Consider the following 26,592-nt stretch of genomic DNA (forward strand, 5'->3'; position numbering starts at 1 on the left):
CTTAGCCAATCTGTGGCGAGGTTTGTCGGTAAATCAGTTTCACCTTAACCCACTCAACGCGGGAAGGCTGTAAAGGATTTTTCGCCCGCTCCAGCAGGCGCGTCAGCGCCCGGTTCGCGATTTCCGCCACATCCTGATGCAGCGTGGTTAACTGGTAGCTGAACTGGCCGCTCTGCGGCGTGTTATCAAAGCCTATCAAATGAAAATCGGCTGGCGCGGATTTGCCGCGTTTTCGCATACCGTCGAGAAAACCGCAGGCTAACTGCGCATTGGCGCAAAAAATCCCTTCCGGTAATGTGTCGTCGCAGGCCAGCGCTACCTGAAAGCCGCCGTCGTAACCCTCTTCACGCGCGTCAAACCAACGCACTTGCTGCTGAGTATCAACGCCGAGTTGCTGTAAGGCGTGAAAAAACGCCTCGCCGCGCTGAATGCCCGCCCAGGTCGATCCGCAGTTATTGAGCCAGCCAAAACGGCGGCAGCCGGAGTCATAAAGCTGTTCGGCGGCCTGGCGTGCGCCAGATACGTTGTCGGAGCAGACAAAATCGACAAGCGGGATATCCGGGCGGCGGTTGATCCCGACCACCGGAATGCGCTGGCTGACGCACTCGTTAACAATCGCTTCTGGCGGTTGGCCTGAGGTGACAATCACGCCGGAGACGCGAAACTGGGTAAACCGGCGCAGGGTGGCGACCAGATCCTGTTCGCCGGTGATTTCGGTGACCAGCGCCTGGTAGCCCCGGCGCTGGATTTCATGCAGCAAACTTTCCAGCAGGCTGCTGCGAAACGGGTCGCCAATACGCGCGACAATCACGCCAATCAAGTGGCTGCGTTGGCGATTAAGCCCCTGGGCGAGAAAATTGACCTGGTAGCCGAGCTCCTGCGCGGCACGCAGCACTTTCTCTTTGGTCGCCGGCGAAATACTGCCGTTGCTGCTGAGCGCACGTGACACCACGGCGCGGGAAACGCCCGCGCGTTTCGCCACATCTTCGGCGGTCACCGCTTGCTTGCGTAAACTCTGGCTCACCCTTTCCCCTCCGCACGACGGCTGAGATCGGTGGCGAAACCATCGTGGCTGAGAAACAAGCCCGGATAGGGCGCGCAAGCCTGTTCAAGTGCGGGCAGCGCGGCGTCGTTGCAGTGGTATAAACCCAGGCGCGGTAAGCGCAGTTGCTCAAACAGCGCCAGGCAACCGGGGAAATCGCCGTGCGAGGCATCATTAGGTAGCGCGGTTGCCGAAGCGCACTCCTGAAACGCCAGGCAGGCGTTGTGCATCAGCGCGATGCTTTCCGGCGTCGGGCGCCCGTCGCCACTGTAGAACAGAGTGTAGCCGTCTGCTTCGATTCGCAGGGCGAGATTGGCGAGTTCATGATGGGTAAACGCGGTGCGCATCTGCCAGCCATGCCACTGCCAGGCGGGTTCGCTGTCGTGCCAGTCGATATCAAAACAGAGGCTGGTTTCCGGCCAGTTGGCGAGGCTTGCCAGTTTTATCAGTACCGGGCGCTGTTCGCGCTGCGACCAGATAATAAGCGGTTTTTTACGCCGAAAACTTTTCCAGTAATTCAGCAGCGCAGTCAGCCCGGTGCAGTGATCCGGGTGGACGTGGGTGAAGTAAATGGCGTCGATGTCGTTCACGTCGCCGCCGCGCTGCCACAGCGCACGGGGGATTGTCGGGCCACAGTCGATCAGCAACTGGCGGTTTTCCTTGTCGATAACGCGAATCGCCGAGGTGTTTTGCTGCATCGAGAACGCGCTACCACAGCCCAGAACATCTATTTTCATTTCGCTTCACCAAAATTATCGCGGACTTAATCAAATTGTCACAAATAGCCGACAAAGTAGGCTCACATAATGTCGGTGCAACGTTGCATTTTTTTTACAAATAAATGAACACGTGTTCATCGAAGAAAGAAACGCTGAAGAAAGGAACGCCCGTGAGTTATTTACAGATTGAAAAACTGAAAATTGGCTATGGCGAAAATATCGTTCTTCACGATATTCATCTCGCTGTGGAAAAGGGCGAAATGATTGCGCTGCTTGGGCCATCTGGCTGCGGAAAAACCACGCTACTCAACGCGTTATGCGGTTTTATTCCGGTGCGATCCGGCGTTATTGCCGTGAATGGTCGGGATATTACTCACAGCACGCCGGAGCAGCGAAATATTACCATGGTGTTTCAGAGTTATGCTTTATGGCCGCATTTTACCGTCGCGAAAAATATTGGTTATGGCTTAAAAGTCCGCCGCGTTAAAAAAGAGGCGATCGCGCAGCGGGTGCAGGAATTATTAAAAATCGTCAACCTTGAGAATTATGCGGATATCAAAGTCACCGCGCTTTCCGGCGGCCAGCGTCAGCGCGTGGCGCTGGCGCGCGCATTAGCCATTGAGCCGGATGTGCTGGTGCTGGATGAGCCGCTGTCGAACCTGGACGCCAAAGTGCGCCTCAATGTGCGCCATGAGATCAAAGCGCTACAGAAAAAACTCGGTTTTACCTCGTTAATCGTTACGCACGATCAGCAAGAGGCGCTGGTGATGGCCGACAGAATTGCAGTGCTGAACAACGGGCGTATCGAACAAATGGGCACGCCGGAAGATATTTATCACCGCCCGGCAACGCCGTTTGTCGCCGATTTTATGGGCGCGGATAACTGCATGACGCGGGCTGATGCGGGCGGGGAAACGCTCTATTTCCGCAGTTCTGACGTCAACATGCACCGCCCGTTAACGCAGCCGGAGCAGCCGGGCCTGGTGCTGAATGGCGTGGTGGAAGAGAGCGCGTTTCTCGGCCATCAGTATCGTCACAGCGTGCGCTGCGATGGGCAGATTTTTCTCGCGGATTCCACTCTGTTCTGGCCCGTCCGAACGCCGGTGATTTTGCATGTGCCGGAAACGGCGCTGCATGTTTTTGCCTCTTTTGCATCAAGCCAACCAACACACTCTTTTTCTGGGGAAACATCATGTCCGTAAACACGAAACTTGCTGTGATAGCCGCACTCTGTTTGGGTTATGGCGTCCAGACCGCCAGCGCCGAAACGGTGCTCAATGTGGCGACGGCGGGCGATCAAAATATGGTCGACTACGTTAAAACCTGGCTGGGGCCAAAGTTTGAAGCCGCCCATCCGGGCGTGAAAGTGCAGGTGGTCGGCACCGGGCCGGGTGATGCGGGTTCCAACAAGATTGTCGAGAAACTGACGGCGCAACAGCAGAGCGGCGCGAAAAGCTGGGATATCGACGTTGCGGTAGTGCACCAGGCGGCCGGTGGTCAACTGGTGGAAAAAGGGCTACTGGAGAAATACCGCTCGTCCATTAACACCGGTTCGATGGTGACGGCCGGGAACGCCAAAAACGCGCTTGGCGTGAACGTTGACGGCTACGTGATGCCGATGTTTTTAAGCCAGACCGCTATCGCGTATAACAGCGATCTGATTAAAACCCCGCCGAAATCCTACGACGAGCTGGTGCAGTGGTCGCAGAAAAACCCGCAAGCCTTTGGCTATAACGGCATTAAAAACGGCATGTCCGGCGTTAGCTTTGTGGTCGGCTGGATCTACGCTTACGGCACCGACGCGGCGCGTCTTTCCGCGCTGCCGTATGACAAAGGCGTGGAAAAAAGCTGGAGCCAGGCGTTCGCCAGGCTGAAGGAATTCAACAAAAACGTCACCTTCACGCCGGGTAACGCCGGCACGCTGGATATGCTGAGCCGGGGCGAAATCACCATGGGACCGGTGTGGGTCGATATGTTCTATAGCTGGAAAGATCAGGGCAAAGTGCCGCCGTCGATCAAACTGGCGTTAATCTCCCCGGGGATGCCGGGCCAGCCGATGTATTACGTCGTTCCGGCACACGCTGCGCAGGGCAAACTGGCGCAGGAGTTTATCGCGCTGGCGACCAGCCCGGAGGTGCAGGCGCAGGGCATTGTGAAGCAGTTCAACTGGTATCCGGGCATCGACGCGAAATATGTGAAAGCGAAGCTGGACGCGGCCACCTGGCAGAAACTGTTTGCGGAAATTTCGCCGGATGATTTAGCCAAATATGGCAAAAGTTTCCCGATCACGCCGTACTTTGACGATATCAAAGAGGGCTATGAGAGCCAGGTTTCTAACTGACAGACGGATGTGCCTGGGCATTTCGCCCGGGCATTTTTTTGCTGTGATTATTCAGGTTCACCATGCGACACGCCTTTAAATACTGCTTACTGGTTGGCCCGGCGACGCTGCTGATAGCCATCTTTTTTCTCTGGCCGCTCGGCTTTTCGCTGATCTCGGCGTTCACCAGCGATACGCAGCCTTTTACACTTGCGCATTTTGCGAAAGTCTTTGCGCTTTACTCGAACGATATTCTCTTCACCGTGCTTATCGTGCTGGTTTCACTGGTGATCCTCGCGCTGCTGTCGATAACGATTTCCGCCATGATTGTGCTGTCGCCGTTTCGCCGCATCGTTAAGGCGCTGGCCTTTTTATACCGCCTGCCGCTGTTTATTCCCTTTATTGTTACCGCGCAGATGATGCGCACCTTCCTCGCCAAAAATGGCCTGATGAACAATGTGCTGGTGGCGAGCGGGCTGTTAACACCGATGGATACCACCTCGCTTTTGGGCTGGAGCGGCATCATCATCACTTTCGTCTGGAAGCAGATGGCGTTCTCGACATTACTGATTTGCGGCGCGATGTCGGCGGTGGATCCGTCGCATATGCTGGCGGCGAAAAACCTCGGTGCGTCGCGTTTACGCATCCTGTTCGACATTATTTTGCCGCAGGTGCTGCCGACGATTGGTGTGGCGATGGTGCTCTCCATGGTGACGATGATGTCGGTGCTCTCCGTACCGCTGATGATTGGCACCGGCACGCCAACCATGATGACCGTCGATATGGCGTTTCGCGTGAATTCGTACGGCGATTACCCGGTGGCGAACGCGATGGGGGTGATCTCCTGGCTGATTTGCGCGGCGCTCTCCTGGTTCTATTTACGTCACAGCCTGCATGCCAAAGGAGCGCAGTGATGACCTCGTTTCGCCAAAAACTCCACGGCAGTTTTCTGCTGCAAACCCTGTTGCTCACTTTTCTGGTGCTGGCGCTGTTTGGCCCGCTGTTGAACCTGATTATCTGGACGGTGGCGGAGAGCTGGTTTTTCCCGCACACCTTGCCGAGCCAGTGGGGATTAAAATACTGGAGCCAGGTGTTTAGCCCCTACAGTGATGTTTCCGGTTCGCTCTCAATCAGCGTATTCATTGCGGTGTTGTCGGTCATTGTCTGTCTGCTGATCTCCATTCCGGCGGGTTACGCGCTGTCGCACCGATCCATGCCCTGTCGCGCCTTTTTTATGCTGCTGTTTCTTATCCCGCAGGCGTTTCCCAACCTGACGGTGTATATGAACGTGGCGCGGCTCTTTTATCAGTGGGGGCTAAACGGCACGATTGCGGGCGTGGTACTGGTGCATAGCGTTCACGGCCTGATGTACTCGATCTGGATTAGCGTGGCGGCGTTCTCGGCGCTTGATCCGTTGCTGGCGCGCGCTTCGCGCAATCTGGGTGCCGGGCCGGTCTATACATTTTTCCATATCATTTTGCCGCAGGCCGCGCCTGGGCTGATTGCCGCCAGCATTTTTGTGTTTCTGGAATCATTAGACGAGTTTACCGCCACCTTTTTTGTCGGCGCGCCGGATATCACCACGCTGCCCATTTTGCTCTATACCGCCAGTATGTCGGGCAACTACCAGGTGTCGTCCATCACCGCGCTGATCCTGCTGGTGCCATCGGTACTGTTTATGCTGGTTATCCATAAATTTATGCGCCCGGAAATGTTGTCGAAACTGGGGAAATAATTGCGCCTTAACGCCGCGAAAGTCGTCCATCGAGCCACTTAATCAACGGCAATGAAGCCAGACAACCGCTATTAAAGGAGCGCGCATGGACATTAAAGGCCCGGCAGCAATTGATGTTTTTAAACCCTATGATATTTCGCCTTACGCAGACAAAACGCTAAGAGCGGTGCAGCTGGAGCCTGCCTATACGCCGGCAAAAGAGACTTTCCAGGCGTTTCAGCAGCGGCATTATTCATGGCGAACCGGTGATAGACAGGCCGATCTTTCCCGCGTACCCAAAGATGAAGGCAAAATACCGTTGCCCACGCTGGGCGAAAGTTTGCAGGAGATTTTCCTCGGCGCGGTGTTGGGCGGGCCGCTGCCGGAATTCCCCGGTGCGTCGCGTGCCTTTGCCGGTGCTGGTGCCGGGCGTCTTGCAGAACGACCCGCCAGCGCGCTTAAAAATGCGCATCTGCAAAACAAAACCGCGCTGGCTGAACCGGCAAGTGCGACAGCGAAATCCTTCACCTCCCTTGCGCAGGAAAATACGCCAGGTATACGGTCGTTAAGCCATGCCGCTGCTGATGTTTCCGGGCCGGATGCGATACACGTTGTTCTGCCGGAAGGGAAAGGGGGTTTTGCAACATCTACAACGGCAAAAACAGACAGCGCCAGGTTAGCGGAGGTTTATCAAGTCGGCATGGATGTCGGCGAGAGAGAAATGGGCGCGGTGACGTTGTCAGGCGAGATCAATATTGTTCGCCGGGATGCGGGGTTGAATAACGAAAATTTGTACCTGTTTTTCACGGATACCTATAAAGGCGAACCGCGGTTGAATATCATCGGTCACGGTGTGTTTACGCCAAAGGGTGACAGCACCACGGGCCTGCAAGTCGCTGGTGGTGTTAAAGCGCCGTTTGATGTGGCAATGGATACGCTGGAACTTGCCGGGGAGGTGAAGTTTAAAAATATCCGCTGTTTAAGCTGCCACAGTGGCGAAGGCGGGATTGATGCTTTCGCACAAAAACTGGCGAATTATACCGGCGTGCCGGTAAAGGGCTATCACGGTTCGGTGACCATTGGCGGGCGCGCGGATGGCTCCAATATTGTCGTCATCAAAAATGAGATGGATGCACTGTTCCATTTCGGCGAACGCGAAACGACGCACTATCAGCCACAGAAATTCCACCCGCTCTGGCGACCATGGGAAGCCCGCATTCTTGAGTAAAATCGTTGTGCTGACGTAAAACACCGATGCCCGCTAAGCCGGGTCTTTTCGGGCATCTGCATTTTTTACGCCCTGGCTCGGTAAGTGGGCGTTCCCGCTTAGCGGGCCCGCAGGTAATCAAATGCGGCTTCTCCGCCCGAACAGTGTTGTCAGCGAAAGGCTGCTAGTCTCTTTACGCGGCTACCGCGGGCGGGAAAGATCGGCGGTTGGCGCCGATCTGTTGTTTATATTTATGCGAAGGTGCGTGGCGTAGAAAAGCGAGCACCCGAGGAAATAAAAAAGCGCCCGCAGGCGCTTTAAGCAATCACGTTACGATCATCGGCCACTCGGGTGGCGCTTTTTGCGCGATCTCTTCCATCACGACGACCAGGTTGTGCCAGGTCGTGGCGAGATCCATCACTGTAATGCCCAACAACCCGGTAGCGAACCAGCATGCCGCCGCTAAGCCCATGCCGCTGCTGATCACCGCCAGGCCAATATAATCAGCACGACGGAAACGAATGTTCAGCGTACTGGCCATAAACATCAACACTGCACTCAGTAACTGCCAGCGGAGAAGCACGACGCTGGCGGTAAAGGTAGCCATCAAACCATCCTCAGAAAGAACCGAATACCAGGCGGATAAGCACGCTGCGCGAGTGGCAATGCTGGAGGTCCGCGAATAACACAACGAATTGAAACGGCGTTTCCCGTTTCAAGAATGTGTGAACTATATCACATTTGCTGATTTATTCGCCAGTACAAAAATCGTGCTTTTTGCGTCGTGTTAGCGCTGTTTCATACGACAATATATCGCCAATATATTTCTATATGCCGGGGGAATTAATGCTTTTTCTATCTAATACATTTGAGTGATATTTAGCATCCTAATTGCCACAACGTTTACAGGTTGTGTCGCATATATTATGCTTTTGAGGAAAATCTTATTAGCCTGTGAATGATGATTCAGGGTTTTGATCTTTATCGATATATTTTTTTCATCACGTTCTTTATGCGTGATGAAGATATTTGTGCGTGCAGTTGCGCTAACTGAATTGATGGCCGCCTCTTCTTTTTTCCTGATAACGTCATTTTAAGCTGGTTTCGCGTCATATAACCTGCGAATGAAAAAATATGAAAATAGAAAATTCCGCCGTGCCGCCTGAGGACGCTGATGCGGCGTTGTCGGTTCTGGCCAGGCTGATGCCCTGGCTCACCGCGCAACGCTCAATGGAAGAGATATTACGCGCGATCAATGCAGCACTCGGCTCCACGCTTGCGTGGGTGGTTATCCGGCAGGACGATGCGTGGCAGCTCGTCAGCGCAGGTACGCCGGACTGCACATTGCAGGATGTGCACGCTTTTCTTGAACAGTCTCAACTGCAACGACATCAGCGCGCCTGGCGAGTCATTTGCTGGCGGCGACATGCTGGTGATTTATTATTTCCTCATCAGCAAATAGCGGCCAGTAAATTACGCAGCGGCATTTTGTGTAAATTAAATTATAAAGAGTCCGGACTCGAAGGTTATTTCTTTTTGGCATTTCCGCAATCCTTGCACGCTTTATCTATCGTGAAAAATGTCGTTATTGTTTTGGTCGAAAAATTAAAAAATTATCTTGCTGAAATTGTCGCCAGAGAACGCACAGCGAAAGAGATGCAGCGCATTGTGACGCAATATAAAGCGTTATTTGAACGCGCACCGGTTTTAATGAACGCTTTTGACAAAACCAATCGCTGCATATTATGGAACGCGGAGTGTGAACGTGTATTTGGCTGGAGCATTAATGAGCTCAATCAGCAGGCCGATCCATTAGCATTATTTTTCCCCGATCCCGAAGTTCGGCAAAAAGTTCGCGCTTCGGTTAATACATCGCCAGCCGTCGACATGCACGAATGGCACCCGGTACGCCGTGATGGTCAGGTGCTGACGGTGCTCTGGTCGAATATTCAACTGCCGGATCACTCGGTGCTCAGTATTGGGCTTGATATTACCGAACGTAAAAAAGCGGAGCGGCAGCTGGAAATGAAAGCCACCATTGACGATCTGACTGGCTGCTATAATCGTTTTGCTATGCTGCGGAAGTTAAAAGAGGCGCTGGTGGCGTGTCGGCCAGACGAGCCGCGCAGCCACTTTAGCCTTCTGATGCTGGATCTTGATTATTTTAAAAATATTAACGATCGCTGGGGGCATTTAACGGGCGACGCCGCACTGATCCACTTTTGCGATCAGATCCGTGAACATTGCGATCCGTCCTATATTTTTGGTCGTTTAGGCGGTGAGGAATTTCTGATTTTAATGCCGCATACCGACAGTAAGATGGCGCTGCGTTTTAGCCAAAAGGTTCGCGCGTCGCTGGCGCGAAATCCATTGTTTAGCAATGGTGAAAAGATAGCCTTATCCTTTAGCGCTGGTTTAGTATTCGTCACCGGCGAAGAGTCTGATACTTCAGTTTTACTAACGCTTGCGGATAACGCCTTGTACGATGCGAAACGCGCAGGACGCAGCCAAACCGTGGTGGTTGGCGCTTTTTAATAAATAATGAAGAAATGATGAAAGCGGCTCGGCTACAGATGAAAAAATACCCGAATGGCGCGCCATTTTTTTATCCTGCGGCCAGTTTGGCTTAATCAGCGATACTCTGTTGTATTAAGTTAAAACACCCCCATGCGAATGGATTAATATTTTCCTTAATATAAACATTGGGCACACTCTGAGTTTGCTTTATGGTCGCGTATTTCGGTCATAACCAAATATTAGGTTTTTAATGAGAAAAGTCAGTTGCTAATGTCGTTTGATTCATGCAACGTAATCACCTGTTTATCAAAGCATCCTGCCAAACATTAAAAAAGGCACTTTAAATGCATGGATATAGGCGGATATGAATCATAGCGTGCGTCGCAAGATGCTCAGCGTCGTCGTGCTCATCACGGTAGTTCTTCTGCCGCTGATGTTGTCGCTATGGTTTGCGCATATTCGTGCGGTGAAAGAAACGAGTGCCCAGCTTCAATCGTTTGCTCAATTAGCGCTAAATAAAACGGAGCGCGTTATCCAGCAAGTGGATACGGTGCGCAGCGCGGCGGAAAAATACCGCGGACAAATTTGCGCGCCGGAACATCGAACGGCCATGCTCAATATCGTCCGCGGCAGCATGTATGTTTCGGATTTAATTTATGCCCGTGGCGACCACTTTTTATGTTCGAGCGTAATAACGCCCGCGCAATCGTATGCTATTTCACCAGCGGATTATAAACGCGCGCCCGATATCGCTATTTATTACTATCGGGATACGCCTTTTTACGCGGGCTACAAGATGGTGTACATGCAGCGTGGAAATTATGTCGCGGTGATTAATCCGCTCACTTACAGCGATGTGGCATCAGACAATACTGATCTGGCTTACGGTATTTACGACACCGTGACGCATCAGTTTTTTTCTGTTAGCCAGAATGCCCGCATTGATAAGTTAGCTAAGCTGTTACGCACCGATGATTTAACATTCCAGCAGGATCAGCGCTTTTATACCATTGCACGTTCGAATAATCGTCCGATCGCGATTATTGTTTCGACATCGAGTGACCACTATTTTCAGGCGCTTTATCACCAGGTCACATTAACGTTGCCGCTGGGCGTGATTGGTAGCGTTATTTTGCTATTAATATGGTCGCGAACACGGCAGGAGTTTAACTCTCCACGCCGTATGCTCCACCGGGCGTTAACCCGACGCCAGCTTCGCCTTCATTATCAACCTATTATCGATATCAAAAACGGCACTTGCGTTGGCGCGGAAGCGCTGTTGCGATGGCCGGGGTTTAATGGACCGGTCATGAGCCCGGCGGAGTTTATTCCGCTGGCAGAAAAAGAGGGCATGATTGAGCGTATTACCGATTATGTCGTCGACGAATTGTTCAGCGATCTGGGCGATTTCCTGGCAATGGCGCCGCAACTTTATATCTCGATTAACCTCTCCGCTGCAGATTTCCACTCCTCGCGCCTGATTTCATTGATTGCCAATAAAGCCAAGATGCATGCGGTACGCGCCGAGCAGATTAAGATTGAAGTGACCGAACGCGGGTTTATTGATGTGCCGAAAACCACGCCGGTTATTCAGGCGTTTCGCCAGGCGGGTTATGAGGTGGCGATTGATGATTTCGGTACCGGTTATTCCAATTTGCACAACCTGTACTCGCTGAACGTCGATATCCTGAAAATCGACAAATCGTTTATTGATACATTGACGACCAACAGCACCAGCCATCTGATTGCTGAACACATCATTGAGATGGCGCAGAGTCTGCGTCTGAAGATTATTGCGGAAGGCGTTGAGACCGCGGAGCAGGTCACGTGGCTGTTAAAACGCGGCGTGCAGTTCTGTCAGGGGTGGTACTTTGCAAAGGCGCTGCCGTCACAGGAATTTAAACGCTGGGTACAGCAGCCGCCTTCATTAAAGTGACAGGGCATCACGCCTGGTGCCGGTAATCGCTGGGGGTGCGATCAAACTCCCTGCGAAAGACACGTGAAAACGTCTGTTGCGAGACATATCCCAAATCCATCGCGATATCAAAAATAGGCCGCTGCGTGGTTCGCAGCGCTTCCGCTGCCAGCAGTAAACGGCGCTGGCGAATGTAGTCACCCAGCGTTTGATGCATCACGGTGCGGAACATCCTCTGTAGATACCACTTCGAATAACCTGACTTTCTGGCGACTACATCAATGTTCATTGGTTGGTCGATATGTTCATCAATCCATTCAATAAGTGTCTGAATAATTTGCTGATGGGACATATGGCTTCCTCATTTCCCGATTCGTCGTTTTGTCTGGAAGCGAGTATAATTCCTCAAGTTAACTTGAGGTAAAGAGGTTTTATGGAAAAGAAAACGCCACGTATTAAAGCCTTACTCAGCCCCGGTGAAGTGGCGAAGCGCAGCGGGGTTGCCGTCTCTGCGCTGCACTTTTATGAGAGTAAAGGCTTAATCAAAAGTACCCGTAACACCGGCAATCAACGGCGCTATACGCGTGATGTGCTGCGCTATGTGGCGATCATCAAGATTGCTCAGCGCATTGGTATTCCGCTGGCGACCATCGGCGACGCGTTTGGTGTGCTGCCGGAAGGGCATACGCTAAGCAAGAAAGAGTGGAAACAGCTGTCGTCACAGTGGCGCGAAGAACTGGACCGGCGTATCCATACGCTGGTGGCTCTGCGTGATGAACTGGATGGCTGTATCGGTTGTGGCTGCCTGTCACGCAGCGATTGTCCACTGCGTAACCCCGGCGACCAGCTTGGGCAGCAGGGCACCGGCGCGCGCTTGCTGGAAGACGATTGAAACGTACAAAAAACTAAAGCGCCCGTTGGGGCGCTTTAGTCGTTTTCCGGTCTTTGTCTTTCTCTCTATCCCGCTCGGTTACGGGAGGGTTTCCCCCGACATCGGCACCCCTGCGTATGTTACAGGTTCCGGGTTGTACCGACACTTTTAGTGTAGGCCACCGCCGCATAATTGCTACTTTTTTGAGCAATTATTTTTGTCTTTTTTTTCACCGCTGTAAGTAGGGGTTTTCTATAGTTAATGTGTCTGAATTTTCTGGAGAAAAACATGCTTACGGTGCATCACCTTAATCAGTCGCGCTCCCAGCGCGTACTCTGGGCGTTAGAAGAATTGGGCGTGCCGTATCAAATTGTCCGTTACCAGCGGGAAAAATCGATGCTGGCGCCGGAATCCCTGAAAAAAGTGCACCCGCTCGGCAAGTCACCCGTCGTGGAGGATGAAGGGCTGATCCTCGCCGAATCCGGAGCGATCCTCGAATATTTGCAGGAAACGTACGACCCTGAGCAGCGCTTTAAACCGCAGGAGACCAACCAGAAGCGGGATTACCGCTTCTGGCTGCACTATGCCGAAGGCTCGCTCATGCCCGTGCTACTCATGAAACTGGTGATGAACAGCCTGGGTAAACCCCCGGTGCCGTTCGGGATACGCAGTGTCGGCAAACTCCTCGCGAAGGGTGTCGATAAAGCGTTCCTGAAACAGCAAATTGAAAACCATGCGCGCTTTATCGAAGGCGAACTGGCGCAGAAAAGCTGGTTTGCCGGAGATCAGCTAAGCATGGCTGATATTCAGATGAGCTTCCCGGTGTTCGCGTTGCTGGCTCGCGGCGGCGTGGAGAATTTACCCAACTTACGTGCGTGGAAAAAACGGGTAGAGATGCGCCCGGCATGGCAACGGGCCATTGTGCAGGGCGGGCCATTTGATCTGCCTGGCAGCTAAAATTGATCGGCAAATGTTGCAAAGTTGCGCATCGACGATAACGTTTGCGCATCCGCCGTCCACTTCTTCGCCGCTTCGCGCGAAATTTAGCGAAAAGCGGCAAAGTTCAGTTGAAAAGCGCCATATAAACGCTGGATAATCGTTTGCCTTTTTTCGACCAACCGTTGTATGCGCGGAGTTAAACGTTTGCTTTTTTGTGGCCCCTTGTCACAACGCAGCACAGGGAGATGACGTTTAACCGGCAGTGGACTGTCCACCACGCATACCAACGCACAATAAAATTCTCAGGGGATGTTTCTATGTCTACGCCTTCTGCGCGTACCGGCGGTTCGCTTGACGCACTGTTTAAAATTTCTGCCCGTGGCAGCACGGTTCGTCAGGAAATCGTTGCCGGTTTAACCACCTTCTTGGCGATGGTCTATTCGGTCATCGTCGTACCTGGCATGCTGGGTAAAGCCGGGTTTCCACCTGCGGCGGTGTTTGTCGCCACCTGCCTGGTGGCTGGTGTCGGTTCTATCGTGATGGGCCTGTGGGCGAATCTGCCGCTGGCTATCGGTTGCGCTATCTCTCTGACCGCCTTTACCGCATTCAGCCTGGTGCTGGGCCAACACATCAGCGTACCGGTCGCGCTTGGCGCGGTGTTCCTGATGGGTGTGCTGTTCACGGTTATCTCTGCCACCGGCATTCGTAGCTGGATCCTGCGCAACCTGCCGCAGGGCGTTGCGCACGGCACCGGTATCGGTATTGGTCTGTTTCTGCTGCTGATCGCCGCGAACGGCGTGGGTCTGGTTATCAAGAACCCGCTGGACGGCCTGCCGGTTACGCTTGGACACTTTGCCAGCTTCCCGGTGATCATGTCGCTGATTGGTCTGGCGGTGATTATCGGCCTGGAAAAACTGAAAGTGCCGGGTGGCATTCTGCTGACCATTATCGGTGTGTCGATTGTCGGTCTGATTTTCGACCCGAGCGTACACTTTTCTGGCATTTTCGCCATGCCGTCGCTGAGCGATGACAAAGGCAACTCGCTGATCGGCAGCCTGGATATCGTCGGCGCGCTGAACCCGGTCGTGCTGCCAAGCGTGCTGGCGCTGGTGATGACGGCGGTGTTTGACGCCACTGGCACTATCCGTGCGGTCGCGGGCCAGGCAAACTTGCTGGGCAAAGATGGTCAGATTATCGATGGCGGCAAAGCGCTGACCACCGACTCCCTGAGCAGCGTTTTCTCCGGTTTAGTTGGCGCGGCGCCAGCGGCGGTCTATATCGAGTCTGCGGCAGGTACGGCGGCAGGCGGTAAAACCGGCCTGACGGCGATCACCGTGGGCGTGCTGTTCCTGCTGATCCTGTTCCTCTCTCCGCTCTCTTACCTGGTTCCAGCTTACGCAACGGCACCGGCGCTGATGTACGTTGGCCTGCTGATGCTGAGCAACGTGGCGAAAATCGATTTTGCCGACTTCGTCGACGCGATGGCAGGCCTGATTACTGCCGTGTTTATCGTGCTGACCTGCAACATCGTAACCGGCATCATGATCGGTTTTGCGTCGCTGGTGATTGGCCGCGTGGTGTCCGGTGAGTGGCGCAAGCTGAATATCGGCACCGTGGTGATTGCCATCGCGCTGGTGGCTTTCTATGCGGGCGGCTGGGCAATCTGACATCGCGTTTCCTCTTCCTGTGGGCAGAGGACGTTGAGCGTAAACCTTTACACAATGGGCGACTTCGGTTGCCCATTTTTTTGCCCACAGCCCGGTTTCTTTGCGTTAAGCTGAAGGCTCTGGCATCAAGGTCTGAGGCCTTTTATAACAACACATCGCAAACAGGGAACGCATGGAAATATTTTTTACCATTCTCATCATGACCCTTGTCGTCTCGCTTTCTGGCGTCGTGACTCGTGTTCTTCCATTTCAAATCCCGCTTCCGCTGATGCAGATCGCCATCGGCGCGCTGCTGGCCTTTCCCACCTTTGGCCTGCATGTGGAATTCGACCCGGAACTGTTCCTGGTTTTGTTTATTCCGCCGCTGCTGTTCGCCGATGGCTGGAAAACGCCCACGCGTGAGTTCCTCGAACATGGCCGCGAAATCTTTGGCCTGGCGCTGGCGCTGGTGGTGGTCACCGTGGTCGGGATCGGCTTCTTAATTTACTGGATGGTGCCTGGCATTCCGCTGGTGCCCGCCTTTGCGCTGGCGGCGGTGCTGTCGCCAACCGATGCAGTCGCGCTTTCCGGCATTGTCGGGGAAGGGCGCATTCCGAAGAAAATCATGGGCATTTTGCAGGGCGAAGCGCTGATGAATGACGCTTCGGGTCTGGTGTCGCTGAAATTCGCCGTGGCGGTCGTGATGGGCACCATGGTGTTTACCGTGGGCGGAGCAACGTTTGAATTTTTCAAAGTAGCGATTGGTGGTTTGCTCGCCGGGTTTGTGGTGAGCTGGCTGTATGGCCGCTCGCTGCGTTTTCTCAGCCGCTGGGGCGGCGATGAACCAGCCACGCAAATCGTATTGCTGTTTCTGCTGCCGTTTGCTTCCTATTTGATTGCGGAACATATCGGTTTTTCCGGCATCCTCGCGGCGGTCGCGGCAGGGATGACCATTACCCGTTCCGGCGTGATGCGCACCGCGCCGCTGGCGATGCGTCTGCGCGCCAACAGCACCTGGGCGATGCTGGAGTTCGTCTTTAACGGCATGGTGTTCTTGCTGTTAGGCTTGCAGTTGCCGGGCATTCTGGAGTCTTCGCTGGTGGCGGCAGAAGCCGATCCAAACGTCGAAACCTGGATGCTGTTTACCGATATTGTGCTGATTTACGCCGCGCTGATGCTGGTGCGCTTTGGCTGGCTGTGGACGATGAAGAGATTCAGCCAGCGTTTCCTGGTGAAAAAACCGATGGAGTTCGCCTCGTGGAGCGACCGCGAGTTGTTGATCGCCACCTTTGCCGGGGTGCGCGGGGCGATAACGCTTGCCGGTGTGCTCTCCATTCCACTGTTGTTGCCGAGCGGCGATGTCTTTCCGGCGCGTTACGAGCTGGTCTTTCTCGCCGCCGGGGTGATTCTGTTCTCGCTGTTTGTTGGCGTTATCGCACTGCCTGCGCTGTTGCAGCATGTTGAAGTGCGCGACCACGCGCAGCAGTACAAAGAGGAGCGGATGGCGCGCGCGGCAACGGCGGATGTGGCGATTGTCGCGATTCAGAAGATGGAAGAGCGCCTGGCGGCAGACACCGAAGAGAACATCGATAACCAGTTACTTACGGAAGTGAGTTCGCGGGTAATTGGTAACCTGCGCCGTCGTGCCGACGGACGCAATAACGTTGAGAGTTCTCTCCAGGAGGAGAATCTGGAACGTCGTTTCCGCCTGGCGGCGCTGCGCTCAGAGCGCGCCGAGCTTTACCACCTGCGTGCCACCCGGCAGATCAGCAACGAGACGCTGCAAAAACTGCTGCACGATCTCGACCTGCTGGAAGCGCTGCTGTTAGAGAATAAGTAAACCTCGCGCCGGGCAGACATTGATGCGCTGCCCGGCCAGTTAACCCCGCTACTCGCTTTTCTCATTGAGCCAGAACCCTTCACAACACTGCAGCCACGCCTGCGCACTGCGTGAAAGGTAAACGCCGTCGCGCCAAATCATGCCTAACTCCCAGCGCAAGTCGCTCTGGAGCGGGATCCAGCGCAGATTCTGCTTATCCAGCCGCTGGCAGACCGGCTCCGGCAGAATGGCAATGCCCACGCCCGCTTGCACCATGGCGGCGAGAAAATCCCACTGACCGCTGCGTACGGCGATACGCGGCTTCACGCCATGCTGTTGAAACAGCAGCATGAGCTGGCGGCTTAAGGCGAAATCTTCGTTGTAGATCAGCAGCGGATGTTCAGCGAGCTCCTCTGGCGTGACCACTTCACGTTCAAGCCAACTGCCGGAACGCGGCACCAGCACGCACATTGCATGGCTAAACAGCGGCAAGGTCGCCAGGCCACTCTCTTCTTCGACCGGCAGCGCCGTCATCGCCACATCCAGCTCACCGTTGCTGACGGCTTGCTGTACGGTCAGGCCGCCAAACTCGGCAATTTTCAGTTCCACACCGGGGTAGCGCTGGCTGAACAAGTTGATCGGCCCGGCCATCAACATGCCGACCATCGGTGGAATGCCGAGGCGCAAAACACCTTTGTTCAGGTGGTTGATGTCGCCAAGTTCGGTTTCTAACTGGCGAAACTCCGCGAGGATGGCGAGGCCGCGCTCATACACCACGCGGCCGGTATCGGTGAGTAAGAGTTTGCGCCCGTCACGGATAAGCAGGGTGCAGTTCAGCTCATCTTCGAGGTTTTTCAGCATCTTGCTGATGGTCGGTTGCGTCACAAACAGGCGCTCCGCCGCGCGGGTGAAACTTTGCTGGCGTACCACCTCCACAAAATAGCGCAGCGTTCTGATGTCCATAATTATTCCTTAGAACTATGTATGCGATGAGTTTAATTCATTTCAGTAGCGCATTGGGGCTCTCTATACTGGCCGCCTGCTTATTTGATGGAAAATCATTATGGACGTGGCGTTAAGCCGTGTTACGCCTGCCCTTGTGCGTCGTTTACAGGTTTCGGTTCAGGTGGTGCTTTATGCCGGGCTGTTTATCTTTGCGCAATACCTGGTTCAATGGCTGCATCTGCCGCTTCCCGCCAACCTGGTGGGCATGATACTGCTGCTGGGGTTAATACTTTGTCGGGTGATCCCGCTTAGTTGGGTACGTGCCGGTGCGCATTGGCTGCTGGCGGAAATGCTGCTGTTCTTTGTGCCTGCGGTGGTCGCCGTGGTTAATTACGCGCAATTGTTGATGGTAGAAGGCTGGCGCATTTTTATGGTGATCGGTTTGAGTACGCTGTTGGTGCTCGGCGCCACTGCCTGGGTGGTGGATAACGTCTATCGCTTTGAACTCAGCAGGCTGAAAAATGAGTGATTTCGCCTTGAGCCTGCTGTGCCTGGCGATGACGCTGGTGTGCTATTTCCTCAATAAACGTCTCTACCGCCGTTTTCGAAAATTGCCGCTGATGCCGCTGGTATTCACGCCGCTGCTGTTGGTGTTAATGCTGGTGTTCGGTCATATCTCCTGGCAGGACTACATGGGTGAATCCCACTGGCTGATGTGGCTGTTGGGGCCCGCGACCATCGCTTTCGCCGTACCGGTGTATGACAACCTGGCGATTATTCGCCGCCACTGGATGTCGCTTTCGGCGGGCGTAATCACCGCTTCGGTGGTGGCGGTGACCAGCTCGGTTTGGCTGGCGCGCCTGTTTACGCTGCCGGATGAGATCCAGCGCAGCCTCGCGGTGCGTTCGATCACCACGCCTTTTGCGCTGGCGGCCGCCGGGCCGATTGGTGGCCAGCCGGATCTGGTGGCGTTGTTTGTAGTGGTCACCGGTGTGTTTGGCATGGCGGTTGGCGATGTGCTGTTTCTGCGCTTATCGATTCGCGAAGGGGTGGCGAAAGGCGCGGGCTTTGGCGCAGCCTCACACGGCGCGGGCACCGCACGTTCTTATGAGCTCGGTCAGCAGGAAGGCGTGGTCGCAAGCCTGGTGATGATGCTTTCCGGTGTGGTGATGGTGCTGGCAGCGCCCTTGATCGCCAGCGTGATGTTTTAGCTCCCCGCCGTGCAACGGGGAGCCGGAAGGTCACTGCTTTTTCAGCCTTGCAACCAGTTCGAACTCGTTAAAGTTTACCGGGCGTTGCTGTTGCATTGAAATATTCCCGGCAATGCCGGTCAGGATCGACATCGCACCGGCGCGATGATCGGCGGCGCGTTGCAGTGGGTCGTGTCCCTGTGTACCAAATAAGTCCGCCAGCATGGCGTTATCGCCGCCGCCGTGGCCGCCTTCGCCAAGGGTGAAGTCCGCTTTCCACGGTACGGCAAACATCGGGAACACGGTAATGTCGCAGGATTCCAGGCTGCCTTCATTGGCGCGCTCGCCGCCGGCGTTGACGTAGGATTTCTCGACGATTTTCATCTCCAGCCGCCCCTGGCTGCCGTTAAATACCACGTTTAATCCTTCCCACGGCAAGTAAGTGTTGAGTGAATAACTCAACTGGCACTGGTTCTGGTATTTCACCAGCACCGACAACGTATCTTCAATGGTAATGCCGTCGCTGAATACGCTCTGGTCGCGCCAGTAGTTATCTTCATGTTCCGCATCGAGATAGAGCGCTTTTAACTGCGGATTGTCGGCCATATGGAGGGCAAACGGATCATCGTCAGCGGCGGCATAGCCATGTGTTCGCGGGTAAAACTGCGTGACGCCGCGTTTTTCGGCGTTCTCTTTGCCATAAAAACGCAGCCCGCCTTCGGCATACACCCGCTGCGGGTAGCTGTTGAGCCAGAAGTTCATCAGATCAAAATGGTGCGTCGATTTATGCACCAGCAGCCCGCCGCTGTTGCGCTTTTCCCGGTGCCAGCGGCGGAAATAATCGGCGCCATGCTCGGTATTCAGCAGCCATTCAAAATGCACGGAGTAGACGTCGCCGATGGTGTTGTTCATCAGCAACTCGCGCACTTTACTGTGATGCGGCGCATAGCGGTAATTAAACGCTACGCGCACGGTTTTGCCGGTCTGCTCAATGGCATCGAGAATACGCAGCGCACGCTGTTCGTCGATGGTCATGGGCTTTTCAGTGATCACATCGCAGCCTGCGTGTAATGCCCGCACAATATAGTCGTCATGGGTTCTGTCCATGGTGGTGACGATAACAACGTCTGGGCGGGTTTCGCGGATCATCGCTTCAAACTGCGCTGCTTTCCACGTAGAAACGCGTGGTGCGTCTTCGTTTTGTAAGAGCTGGTTGGCGTAGTCCATACGCGTCTGGTTGCTGTCGCAAAACGCCACCATGCGGGCATTCTCTTTCCATTGTCCGCCAATGGCGGAAATATACAGCCCGGCGCGCCCGCCGGTTCCCACTAAAGCATATTTTTTCATCACAGCCTCTTCAGTCATAAATGAATTAACGTGCTGATGTATTAAAAACACCGTTTCAATAAGCTGAAGGTACTGTAGCGCGCTGGTGCGAGAGGGGTAGCGAAAAGGCAGGAAAGTGTGATCCCCGGCCATTACTGACCGGGGTAGAAAGATTAATGGGCGCGGCCCTGTTCGATACCGATCCCGGTTTGCGAACGGATAAACTGCGCACGGAACTGTTCGCGCTCCAGTTTGCCGGCTTCGGTGTTATCGGTGGCGGAGAAGATCCAGATGCCGATAAACGCCACAGCGATAGAGAACAACGCCGGGTACTCATACGGGAACACCGCGGTGGCGTGACCGAGGATCTGCACCCAGATGGTCGGGCCGAGGATCATCAGGACAACCGCCGTCAACAGACCCAGCCAGCCGCCGATCATCGCACCGCGCGTGGTCAGCTTCGACCAGTACATCGAGAGCAGAATGATCGGGAAGTTACAGCTGGCGGCAATCGAGAAGGCCAGCCCGACCATAAAGGCGATGTTCTGTTTTTCGAACAGGATGCCCAGCAGAATGGCGACAACCCCCAGCACCAGCACGGTAATTTTCGACACTTTCAGTTCTTGGCGTTCGGTCGCGCCTTTGCGGAACACGTTGGCGTAGAGATCGTGGGAAACCGCCGAGGCACCCGCCAGCGTTAACCCGGCGACCACCGCCAGAATGGTGGCGAACGCCACGGCGGAGATAAAGCCTAAGAACAGGTTGCCACCGACCGCATCTGCCAGATGCACCGCCGCCATATTGTTGCCGCCAATCAGCGCGCCCGCCGCGTCTTTAAACGCCGGGTTTGCGCCCACCAGCATGATGGCGCCGAAGCCGATGATAAAGGTCAGAATATAGAAATAACCCATAAACCCGGTGGCGTAGAACACGCTCTTGCGCGCTTCACGCGCATCGCTGACGGTGAAGAAACGCATCAGAATATGCGGTAAACCGGCGGTGCCGAACATCAACCCAAGGCCGAGCGACAGGGCGGAGATCGGATCTTTCACCAGCCCGCCAGGGCTCATGATCGCCGCGCCTTTCGGGTGGACGGCCATCGCTTCGGTGAACAGGTTGTTGAAGCTGAAGCCGACGTGTTTCATTACCATAAAGGCCATAAAACTCGCGCCGAACAGCAGCAGCACCGCTTTGATGATTTGTACCCAGGTGGTGGCGAGCATGCCGCCGAACAGCACATACAGCACCATCAGCACGCCAACCAACACCACGGCGACGTGGTAATTCAGGCCAAACAGCAGCTCAATTAATTTACCCGCGCCAACCATCTGCGCAATCAAATAGAGCGCCACAACCACCAGCGAACCGCAGGCAGAAAGGGTGCGGATTGGGCCTTGTTTCAGACGATAAGAGGCCACATCAGCAAAGGTATAACGCCCCAGGTTACGCAAGCGTTCGGCGATCAAAAACAGGATGATCGGCCAGCCGACCAGAAAGCCGAGCGAGTAGATCAGGCCGTCGTAGCCGGAGGTGTACACCAGCGCGGAAATCCCCAGAAACGAGGCTGCTGACATAAAGTCACCGGCTATTGCCAGCCCGTTCTGAAAACCGGTGATATTGCCACCGGCGGTGTAGTAATCGCTGCGCGAACGCACCCGTTTGGATGCCCAGTAGGTGATGTACAACGTCAGTGCGACGAAAATCACGAACATAATGATCGCCTGCCAGTTGGTTGGCTGGCGTTGAACCGCGCCGGTAATGGCATCGGCGGCGTGAGCCGTAAAAGGAAGTGTGGCGGCCAGCGCCGTCAGGACTCTCTTCATGATGCTTTTACCTCGCTAAGAACCGCTTTGGTCAGGCGATCAAACTCGCCGTTTGCCCGCCAGACATATACGCCGGTCAGCACAAACGAAATTACAATCACACCGATACCAATCGGGATGCCGCGCGTGACGTTGGTGCCTTCATGCAATGGCGTACCGAGCCAGTGCGGGGCAAACGCGATCAGCAAAATAAAGCCGACGTAGATAATCAGCATGATGATGGAAAGCATAAAGGCAAACCGTTGCCGTCTTTCGACTAACTCCCTGAAATGCGCACTGTTTTCTATCTGTTGATAAATGTTATTCATCACAGAATTCTCCAGAGGTCTCCCCGTTGTCCTGCGCGCTGCCGGTCAGGTGGCCGCACGCGCCCGCCCCAGTCACATCGTTATCGTTGCGCCTGGGATCTGCGCGTTTGCCGCTTTCCTGCAACACGAAATCCATTAGGGATTGTAGGGTGAGGTGATTGTTTCCTCTCCTTGCAAGGAGAGCGTTATGGTTGCGTTTGCCGCCGGATAAGACGCTTTCGCGCCGCTATCCGGCAGGGTTTTTCGAGTATTACGATGGCATGGTAATGGCCTGCTTCTCTTCGAGCAGTTTTTCCACTACGCCAGGATCGGCGAGCGTTGAGGTATCGCCGAGATTGCTGGTATCGCCAGCGGCGATTTTGCGCAGAATACGGCGCATGATTTTGCCGGAGCGGGTTTTCGGCAGTGAGTCTGTCCAGTGCAGCACATCCGGCGTCGCCAGCGGACCAATCTCTTTACGCACCCAGTTACGCACTTCGGTGTACAACTCCGGCGACGGTTCTTCGCCGTGGTTGAGCGTGACGTACGCGTAAATGGCCTGGCCTTTAATATTGTGTGGAATGCCCACGACCGCCGCTTCGGCGATTTTCGGGTGCGACACCAGCGCCGATTCGATCTCCGCCGTTCCCAGGCGGTGGCCGGAGACGTTCAGCACGTCATCCACGCGACCGGTGATCCAGTAGTAGCCATCTTCGTCACGGCGTGCGCCGTCACCGCTGAAGTACATGTTTTTGAAGGTGGAGAAATAGGTCTGCTCAAAGCGCTCGTGATCGCCAAACAGCGTACGCGCCTGACCCGGCCAGGAGTCGGTGATCACCAGGTTACCTTCGGTCGCGCCATCGAGCGCGTTACCTTCGTTATCCACCAGCGCAGGCTGCACGCCAAAGAACGGGCGCGTGGCGGAACCGGCTTTCAACTGGGTAGCACCAGGCAGCGGGGTGATCATAAAGCCGCCGGTTTCCGTCTGCCACCATGTGTCCATGACCGGGCATTTACCGTTACCGATTTTCGACCAGTACCACTCCCAGGCTTCCGGGTTAATCGGCTCGCCCACGGAACCGAGGATCCGCAGCGAAGAGCGGCTGGTGCCGTCAATCGCTTTATCCCCTTCCGCCATCAGCGCACGAATGGCGGTTGGCGCGGTATAGAGAATGTTGACGTTGTGTTTGTCCACCACCTGGCTCATGCGTGCCGGGGTCGGCCAGTTCGGCACACCTTCAAACATCAGCGTGATGGCACCGCAGGCCAGCGGCCCGTAGAGCAAGTAGCTGTGCCCGGTGACCCAACCGACATCGGCGGTACACCAGTAGACATCGCCCGGATGGTAATCGAAGACATATTTAAAGGTTGAGGCGGCATAGACCAGGTAACCACCGGTGGTATGCAGCACGCCTTTCGGTTTCCCGGTAGAGCCTGAGGTGTAAAGGATAAATAGCGGATCTTCCGCGCCTACTTCGACTGGCTCATGCTGATCGCTGGCGTTTGCAGTCAGATCGCTCCACCACAGATCGCGCCCTTCGTGCCAGTCGATGTTGCCGCCGGTACGTTTTAGCACCACGACATGCTCGACGCTGTTGACGTTCGGGTTTTTCAGCGCGTCATCAACGTTTTTCTTCAGCGGAATGTTGCGCCCGGCACGGACACCTTCGTCGGCGGTGATCACCAGTCGCGAACTGGAGTCAATGATGCGTCCGGCGACCGCTTCCGGCGAGAAGCCGCCGAAAATCACCGAATGCACCGCGCCAATACGCGCACAGGCGAGCATCGCCACGGCGGCTTCCGGTACCATCGGCATATAAATAGCCACTACGTCGCCCTTCTTAATGCCCAGTGAAACCAGTACATTGGCGAAGCGGCAAACATCGCGGTGCAGCTCACGGTAGGTGATAAGCCTGCTCTGGCTGGCGTCATCACCTTCCCAAATAATGGCCGTTTGATCGCCGCGTTCGGCGAGGTGGCGGTCGAGGCAGTTGGCCGCCAGATTCAGCGTGCCGTCTTCATACCATTTAATCGAAATATTGCCCGGTGCGAAGGAGGTGTTTTTCACCTTCTTGTAAGGCTTGATCCAGTCGAGGATTTTGCCTTGCTCGCCCCAGAATGTGTCAGGGTCAGTTACCGATTGCTGGTATTTGGCCTCATACTGCTCCGGATTTATCAGGCAACGTTCCGCAATATTGGCGGGAATATCGTGTTTATGTATTTGGCTCATGGCGATTGCTCTCCTTGTAAGATGTTAATAATATGTCACAAGAACGTTAATTGTAGGGCCTTTGCCAGCTTTGTTTACTATTTGCGCGATAGATCACGCATTAAATGAATTGTGCAAAAAGCGAGCAAAATAAATGTGCTGGTGCGCGGAAGAACGCAAAAGGGTGAGACGAAAAGAAAGGCGCTTCATAACAGCAAGTTATGAAAGGTGACAATTCGATTACGCTTCCTACCGGCGTAAAAATTCACGCTGCTGCAAGCCTATGAAAATCCATCACGTAATCAGTAGGGTGATAATGGTTTGTCTGCTGAATTATTCACTGCGTTAACCACGAATAGCAGACGAATTTTTGGCTAGCGTTGCCCATAACGGCATTTTTAGTGATTAAAAAATGCGCAAATGAACGAATTGTGCGTAATAATTTCCAGACGTAAATATTGGAATTAAGGCCAGTGAAAAGTTTTTCATAACAAAGAGTTATTTTTAATAACTGGAATAAAAGACGGCTTTTAAGTAAAAATTCAGTCAAACCCCCTCCCGGTATAGGGTTGCGCGTTACACCCTGCAAATGATACTGATAATGCGCGTTAAAAAACCCCGCAATACTGCGCGACGTGAATCATACCCTTTCAGTATGTGTCGTTCCGTGCCTGGAATGGCGCTTCATTGAGGATGTCTGTAGTTATGAAAAACATGAAAATCAGCCTGGCCTGGCAGATTCTGCTAGCCCTTGTGCTGGGTATTCTTTTGGGTAGTTATTTGCACTACCACAGCGACAGCCGCGAATGGCTGATTGCGAATCTCCTGTCTCCGGCGGGCGATATCTTTATCCATTTGATCAAAATGATTGTCGTGCCGATTGTTATCTCGACGCTGATTGTCGGCATTGCAGGCGTTGGCGACGCAAAACAGCTTGGCCGTATCGGCGCCAAGACCATCATCTATTTCGAAGTGATCACTACGGTGGCGATTATTCTCGGCATCACGCTGGCGAATGTGTTCCAGCCGGGCGCGGGCATTGATATGTCGCAACTGGCGACGGTGGATATTTCGAAATACCAAAGCACCACCGCGGATGTGCAAAGCCACGCCCACGGCCTGATGGGGACGATCTTATCGCTGGTGCCGACCAATATCGTCGCGTCAATGGCGAAGGGCGACATGCTGCCGATCATCTTCTTCTCGGTGCTGTTTGGTTTGGGGCTTTCCTCGCTGCCAGCTTCGCACCGCGAACCGCTGGTCACCGTGTTCCGCTCTATTTCCGAAACCATGTTTAAAGTCACCCATATGGTGATGCGCTATGCGCCGGTCGGCGTGTTTGCGCTGATCTCCGTCACGGTGGCGAACTTTGGTTTTGCCTCGCTGTGGCCGCTGGCAAAGCTGGTGATTCTGGTCTATTTCGCCATTCTGTTCTTTGCGCTGGTGGTGCTGGGCATTGTGGCGCGCGTATGCGGGCTGAGCATCTGGATTTTGATCCGCATCCTGAAAGATGAGCTGATTCTGGCGTACTCCACCGCCAGCTCGGAAAGTGTGTTGCCGCGTATTATTGAGAAGATGGAAGCCTATGGCGCGCCGGCGTCGATCACCAGTTTCGTGGTGCCGACCGGTTACTCCTTTAACCTTGATGGTTCGACACTGTACCAGAGCATTGCGGCTATCTTTATTGCGCAGTTGTATGGCATCGACCTGTCGCTGTGGCAGGAAATCATCCTCGTGCTGACGCTGATGGTGACCTCAAAAGGTATCGCCGGTGTGCCGGGTGTCTCCTTTGTGGTATTGCTGGCGACGCTGGGTAGTGTCGGTATTCCGCTGGAAGGTCTGGCGTTTATCGCCGGTGTGGACCGTATCCTCGATATGGCGCGTACGGCGCTAAACGTGGTGGGCAATGCGCTGGCGGTGCTGGTGATCGCTAAGTGGGAACACAAGTTTGACCGCAAAAAAGCGCGCGCTTACGAGCGCGAAATGTTGGGCAAATTTGATAAAACCGCCGATCAGTAAGTTTATCAATCCCTCCTTTATGGAGGGATTTTCATAAAGGGCGGCATTTCCTTGCCCTTGCGATACGCCTGGCGAACGCAGGCT

Annotated in this window: 23 protein-coding genes; 14 read left to right on the plus strand and 9 right to left on the minus strand. The window is 54.4% G+C overall.

The genetic code is table 11. The features are described 5' to 3' along the window. Position 1: 1 nt before the first annotated feature. Together IP581_RS01620 and IP581_RS01625 are read right to left on the minus strand one after the other, a co-directional pair. Positions 2-1,024, minus strand: coding sequence for a LacI family DNA-binding transcriptional regulator (locus IP581_RS01620; protein ID WP_193821601.1), 1,023 nt, complete (start codon positions 1,022-1,024; stop codon positions 2-4). Beyond that, on the minus strand, positions 1,021-1,779 hold the full coding sequence (locus tag IP581_RS01625; protein WP_193821602.1) for an MBL fold metallo-hydrolase: 759 nt from the start codon (positions 1,777-1,779) through the stop codon (positions 1,021-1,023). The genes IP581_RS01620 and IP581_RS01625 overlap by 4 nt, the downstream gene beginning before the upstream one ends. Positions 1,780-1,931: 152 nt before the next feature. Between IP581_RS01625 and IP581_RS01630 the strand changes: the two genes are divergently transcribed. The 5 genes from IP581_RS01630 to IP581_RS01650 all read left to right on the plus strand — a co-directional run bounded on the left by IP581_RS01630 (position 1,932) and on the right by IP581_RS01650 (position 7,023). After that, positions 1,932-2,963, plus strand: a complete 1,032-nt coding sequence (locus tag IP581_RS01630) for an ABC transporter ATP-binding protein (RefSeq protein ID WP_193821603.1) — start codon at positions 1,932-1,934, stop codon at positions 2,961-2,963. Beyond that, entirely contained in the window at positions 2,954-4,102 is a 1,149-nt protein-coding gene (locus tag IP581_RS01635; RefSeq protein ID WP_228007802.1) for an ABC transporter substrate-binding protein, read from the plus strand. Before IP581_RS01630 ends, IP581_RS01635 begins: the two co-directional genes overlap by 10 nt. Positions 4,103-4,164: 62 nt before the next feature. Further along, positions 4,165-4,995, plus strand: coding sequence for an ABC transporter permease (locus IP581_RS01640; RefSeq protein WP_193821604.1), 831 nt, complete (start codon positions 4,165-4,167; stop codon positions 4,993-4,995). Continuing rightward, complete coding sequence (locus IP581_RS01645; RefSeq protein ID WP_086873941.1) at positions 4,995-5,816, plus strand: ABC transporter permease; 822 nt, start codon at positions 4,995-4,997, stop codon at positions 5,814-5,816. The genes IP581_RS01640 and IP581_RS01645 overlap by 1 nt, the downstream gene beginning before the upstream one ends. An 85-nt stretch (positions 5,817-5,901) precedes the next feature. Then, positions 5,902-7,023 carry a hypothetical protein gene (locus IP581_RS01650; protein ID WP_193821605.1) on the plus strand — a complete coding sequence of 374 codons (1,122 nt, stop codon included), beginning with the start codon at positions 5,902-5,904 and terminating at the stop codon, positions 7,021-7,023. Positions 7,024-7,327: 304 nt separating this feature from the next. Here the strand turns inward: IP581_RS01650 and IP581_RS01655 are convergent, their stop codons facing one another. Beyond that, positions 7,328-7,609: a YjcB family protein gene (locus IP581_RS01655; protein ID WP_086873943.1), complete on the minus strand. Its 282-nt coding sequence runs from the start codon at positions 7,607-7,609 to the stop codon at positions 7,328-7,330. 527 nt (positions 7,610-8,136) lie between these two features. Here IP581_RS01655 and IP581_RS01660 point away from each other — a divergent pair. Together IP581_RS01660 and IP581_RS01665 are read left to right on the plus strand one after the other, a co-directional pair. Beyond that, on the plus strand, positions 8,137-9,537 hold the full coding sequence (locus IP581_RS01660) for a GGDEF domain-containing protein (RefSeq protein ID WP_193821606.1): 1,401 nt from the start codon (positions 8,137-8,139) through the stop codon (positions 9,535-9,537). Positions 9,538-9,883: 346 nt separating this feature from the next. Then, on the plus strand, positions 9,884-11,455 hold the full coding sequence (locus tag IP581_RS01665) for an EAL domain-containing protein (protein ID WP_097401641.1): 1,572 nt from the start codon (positions 9,884-9,886) through the stop codon (positions 11,453-11,455). Between the two features lie 7 nt (positions 11,456-11,462). On the opposite strand, the gene soxS is transcribed toward IP581_RS01665, so the two are convergent. Next, the gene (gene soxS / locus IP581_RS01670; protein WP_017459478.1) at positions 11,463-11,786 is read right to left on the minus strand and encodes a superoxide response transcriptional regulator SoxS; all 324 of its coding nucleotides are present in this window, start codon (positions 11,784-11,786) and stop codon (positions 11,463-11,465) included. A gap of 81 nt (positions 11,787-11,867) precedes the next feature. On the opposite strand from soxS, the gene soxR reads away from it, so the two are divergent. From soxR to IP581_RS01690, 4 genes are all read left to right on the plus strand, one after another. Further along, entirely contained in the window at positions 11,868-12,326 is a 459-nt protein-coding gene (soxR, locus tag IP581_RS01675) for a redox-sensitive transcriptional activator SoxR (RefSeq protein WP_017459479.1), read from the plus strand. Positions 12,327-12,593: 267 nt separating this feature from the next. Then, positions 12,594-13,262 (plus strand): glutathione S-transferase family protein, encoded by a 669-nt coding sequence (locus tag IP581_RS01680; RefSeq protein WP_193821607.1) that lies wholly within the window; start codon positions 12,594-12,596, stop codon positions 13,260-13,262. A gap of 299 nt (positions 13,263-13,561) precedes the next feature. Next, positions 13,562-14,911: a guanine/hypoxanthine transporter GhxP gene (gene ghxP / locus IP581_RS01685; protein ID WP_086873947.1), complete on the plus strand. Its 1,350-nt coding sequence runs from the start codon at positions 13,562-13,564 to the stop codon at positions 14,909-14,911. Positions 14,912-15,083: 172 nt separating this feature from the next. Then, positions 15,084-16,730 carry a Na+/H+ antiporter gene (locus tag IP581_RS01690; RefSeq protein ID WP_065369873.1) on the plus strand — a complete coding sequence of 549 codons (1,647 nt, stop codon included), beginning with the start codon at positions 15,084-15,086 and terminating at the stop codon, positions 16,728-16,730. Between the two features lie 48 nt (positions 16,731-16,778). Here the strand turns inward: IP581_RS01690 and IP581_RS01695 are convergent, their stop codons facing one another. Next, positions 16,779-17,672 carry a LysR family transcriptional regulator gene (locus IP581_RS01695; protein ID WP_193821608.1) on the minus strand — a complete coding sequence of 298 codons (894 nt, stop codon included), beginning with the start codon at positions 17,670-17,672 and terminating at the stop codon, positions 16,779-16,781. A 100-nt stretch (positions 17,673-17,772) separates the two neighbouring features. Here IP581_RS01695 and IP581_RS01700 point away from each other — a divergent pair, with 100 nt between their 5' ends. Together IP581_RS01700 and IP581_RS01705 are read left to right on the plus strand one after the other, a co-directional pair. Further along, entirely contained in the window at positions 17,773-18,183 is a 411-nt protein-coding gene (locus IP581_RS01700) for a CidA/LrgA family protein (protein WP_193821609.1), read from the plus strand. Further along, a complete protein-coding gene (locus IP581_RS01705) occupies positions 18,176-18,865 on the plus strand; it encodes an LrgB family protein (protein ID WP_193821610.1) in 690 nt (229 codons plus the stop codon). Before IP581_RS01700 ends, IP581_RS01705 begins: the two co-directional genes overlap by 8 nt. Before the next feature lie 30 nt (positions 18,866-18,895). Here IP581_RS01705 and IP581_RS01710 read toward each other — a convergent pair whose 3' ends face one another. The 4 genes from IP581_RS01710 to acs all read right to left on the minus strand — a co-directional run bounded on the left by IP581_RS01710 (position 18,896) and on the right by acs (position 24,510). Beyond that, on the minus strand, positions 18,896-20,191 hold the full coding sequence (locus tag IP581_RS01710) for a Gfo/Idh/MocA family protein (RefSeq protein ID WP_193821611.1): 1,296 nt from the start codon (positions 20,189-20,191) through the stop codon (positions 18,896-18,898). 152 nt (positions 20,192-20,343) lie between these two features. Then, positions 20,344-21,993 (minus strand): cation/acetate symporter ActP, encoded by a 1,650-nt coding sequence (gene actP, locus IP581_RS01715; protein WP_086873951.1) that lies wholly within the window; start codon positions 21,991-21,993, stop codon positions 20,344-20,346. Beyond that, positions 21,990-22,304: a DUF485 domain-containing protein gene (locus IP581_RS01720; RefSeq protein WP_025263759.1), complete on the minus strand. Its 315-nt coding sequence runs from the start codon at positions 22,302-22,304 to the stop codon at positions 21,990-21,992. Before IP581_RS01720 ends, actP begins: the two co-directional genes overlap by 4 nt. A 247-nt stretch (positions 22,305-22,551) precedes the next feature. Continuing rightward, positions 22,552-24,510 (minus strand): acetate--CoA ligase, encoded by a 1,959-nt coding sequence (gene acs / locus IP581_RS01725; RefSeq protein WP_086873952.1) that lies wholly within the window; start codon positions 24,508-24,510, stop codon positions 22,552-22,554. A gap of 684 nt (positions 24,511-25,194) precedes the next feature. Between acs and gltP the strand changes: the two genes are divergently transcribed. Beyond that, positions 25,195-26,508: a glutamate/aspartate:proton symporter GltP gene (gene gltP, locus IP581_RS01730; protein ID WP_086873953.1), complete on the plus strand. Its 1,314-nt coding sequence runs from the start codon at positions 25,195-25,197 to the stop codon at positions 26,506-26,508. The last annotated feature ends 84 nt before the right edge of the window (positions 26,509-26,592 follow it).

The organism is Kosakonia pseudosacchari, from assembly GCF_015167415.1.
Classification (GTDB): domain Bacteria; phylum Pseudomonadota; class Gammaproteobacteria; order Enterobacterales; family Enterobacteriaceae; genus Kosakonia; species Kosakonia pseudosacchari.

Excerpts from the sequence above, each read along its gene's own strand:
- IP581_RS01625 (WP_193821602.1), bottom strand. The coding sequence starts at position 1,779 with ATGAAAATAGATGTTCTGGGCTGTGGTAGCGCGTTCTCGATGCAGCAA.
- IP581_RS01635 (WP_228007802.1), top strand. The coding sequence starts at position 2,954 with ATGTCCGTAAACACGAAACTTGCTGTGATAGCCGCACTCTGTTTGGGT.
- IP581_RS01640 (WP_193821604.1), top strand. The coding sequence starts at position 4,165 with ATGCGACACGCCTTTAAATACTGCTTACTGGTTGGCCCGGCGACGCTG.
- IP581_RS01645 (WP_086873941.1), top strand. The coding sequence starts at position 4,995 with ATGACCTCGTTTCGCCAAAAACTCCACGGCAGTTTTCTGCTGCAAACC.
- IP581_RS01650 (WP_193821605.1), top strand. The coding sequence starts at position 5,902 with ATGGACATTAAAGGCCCGGCAGCAATTGATGTTTTTAAACCCTATGAT.
- IP581_RS01655 (WP_086873943.1), bottom strand. The coding sequence starts at position 7,609 with ATGGCTACCTTTACCGCCAGCGTCGTGCTTCTCCGCTGGCAGTTACTG.
- IP581_RS01660 (WP_193821606.1), top strand. The coding sequence starts at position 8,137 with ATGAAAATAGAAAATTCCGCCGTGCCGCCTGAGGACGCTGATGCGGCG.
- IP581_RS01665 (WP_097401641.1), top strand. The coding sequence starts at position 9,884 with ATGAATCATAGCGTGCGTCGCAAGATGCTCAGCGTCGTCGTGCTCATC.
- soxS (WP_017459478.1), bottom strand. The coding sequence starts at position 11,786 with ATGTCCCATCAGCAAATTATTCAGACACTTATTGAATGGATTGATGAA.
- soxR (WP_017459479.1), top strand. The coding sequence starts at position 11,868 with ATGGAAAAGAAAACGCCACGTATTAAAGCCTTACTCAGCCCCGGTGAA.
- IP581_RS01680 (WP_193821607.1), top strand. The coding sequence starts at position 12,594 with ATGCTTACGGTGCATCACCTTAATCAGTCGCGCTCCCAGCGCGTACTC.
- ghxP (WP_086873947.1), top strand. The coding sequence starts at position 13,562 with ATGTCTACGCCTTCTGCGCGTACCGGCGGTTCGCTTGACGCACTGTTT.
- IP581_RS01690 (WP_065369873.1), top strand. The coding sequence starts at position 15,084 with ATGGAAATATTTTTTACCATTCTCATCATGACCCTTGTCGTCTCGCTT.
- IP581_RS01695 (WP_193821608.1), bottom strand. The coding sequence starts at position 17,672 with ATGGACATCAGAACGCTGCGCTATTTTGTGGAGGTGGTACGCCAGCAA.
- IP581_RS01700 (WP_193821609.1), top strand. The coding sequence starts at position 17,773 with ATGGACGTGGCGTTAAGCCGTGTTACGCCTGCCCTTGTGCGTCGTTTA.
- IP581_RS01705 (WP_193821610.1), top strand. The coding sequence starts at position 18,176 with ATGAGTGATTTCGCCTTGAGCCTGCTGTGCCTGGCGATGACGCTGGTG.
- IP581_RS01710 (WP_193821611.1), bottom strand. The coding sequence starts at position 20,191 with ATGAAAAAATATGCTTTAGTGGGAACCGGCGGGCGCGCCGGGCTGTAT.
- actP (WP_086873951.1), bottom strand. The coding sequence starts at position 21,993 with ATGAAGAGAGTCCTGACGGCGCTGGCCGCCACACTTCCTTTTACGGCT.
- acs (WP_086873952.1), bottom strand. The coding sequence starts at position 24,510 with ATGAGCCAAATACATAAACACGATATTCCCGCCAATATTGCGGAACGT.
- gltP (WP_086873953.1), top strand. The coding sequence starts at position 25,195 with ATGAAAAACATGAAAATCAGCCTGGCCTGGCAGATTCTGCTAGCCCTT.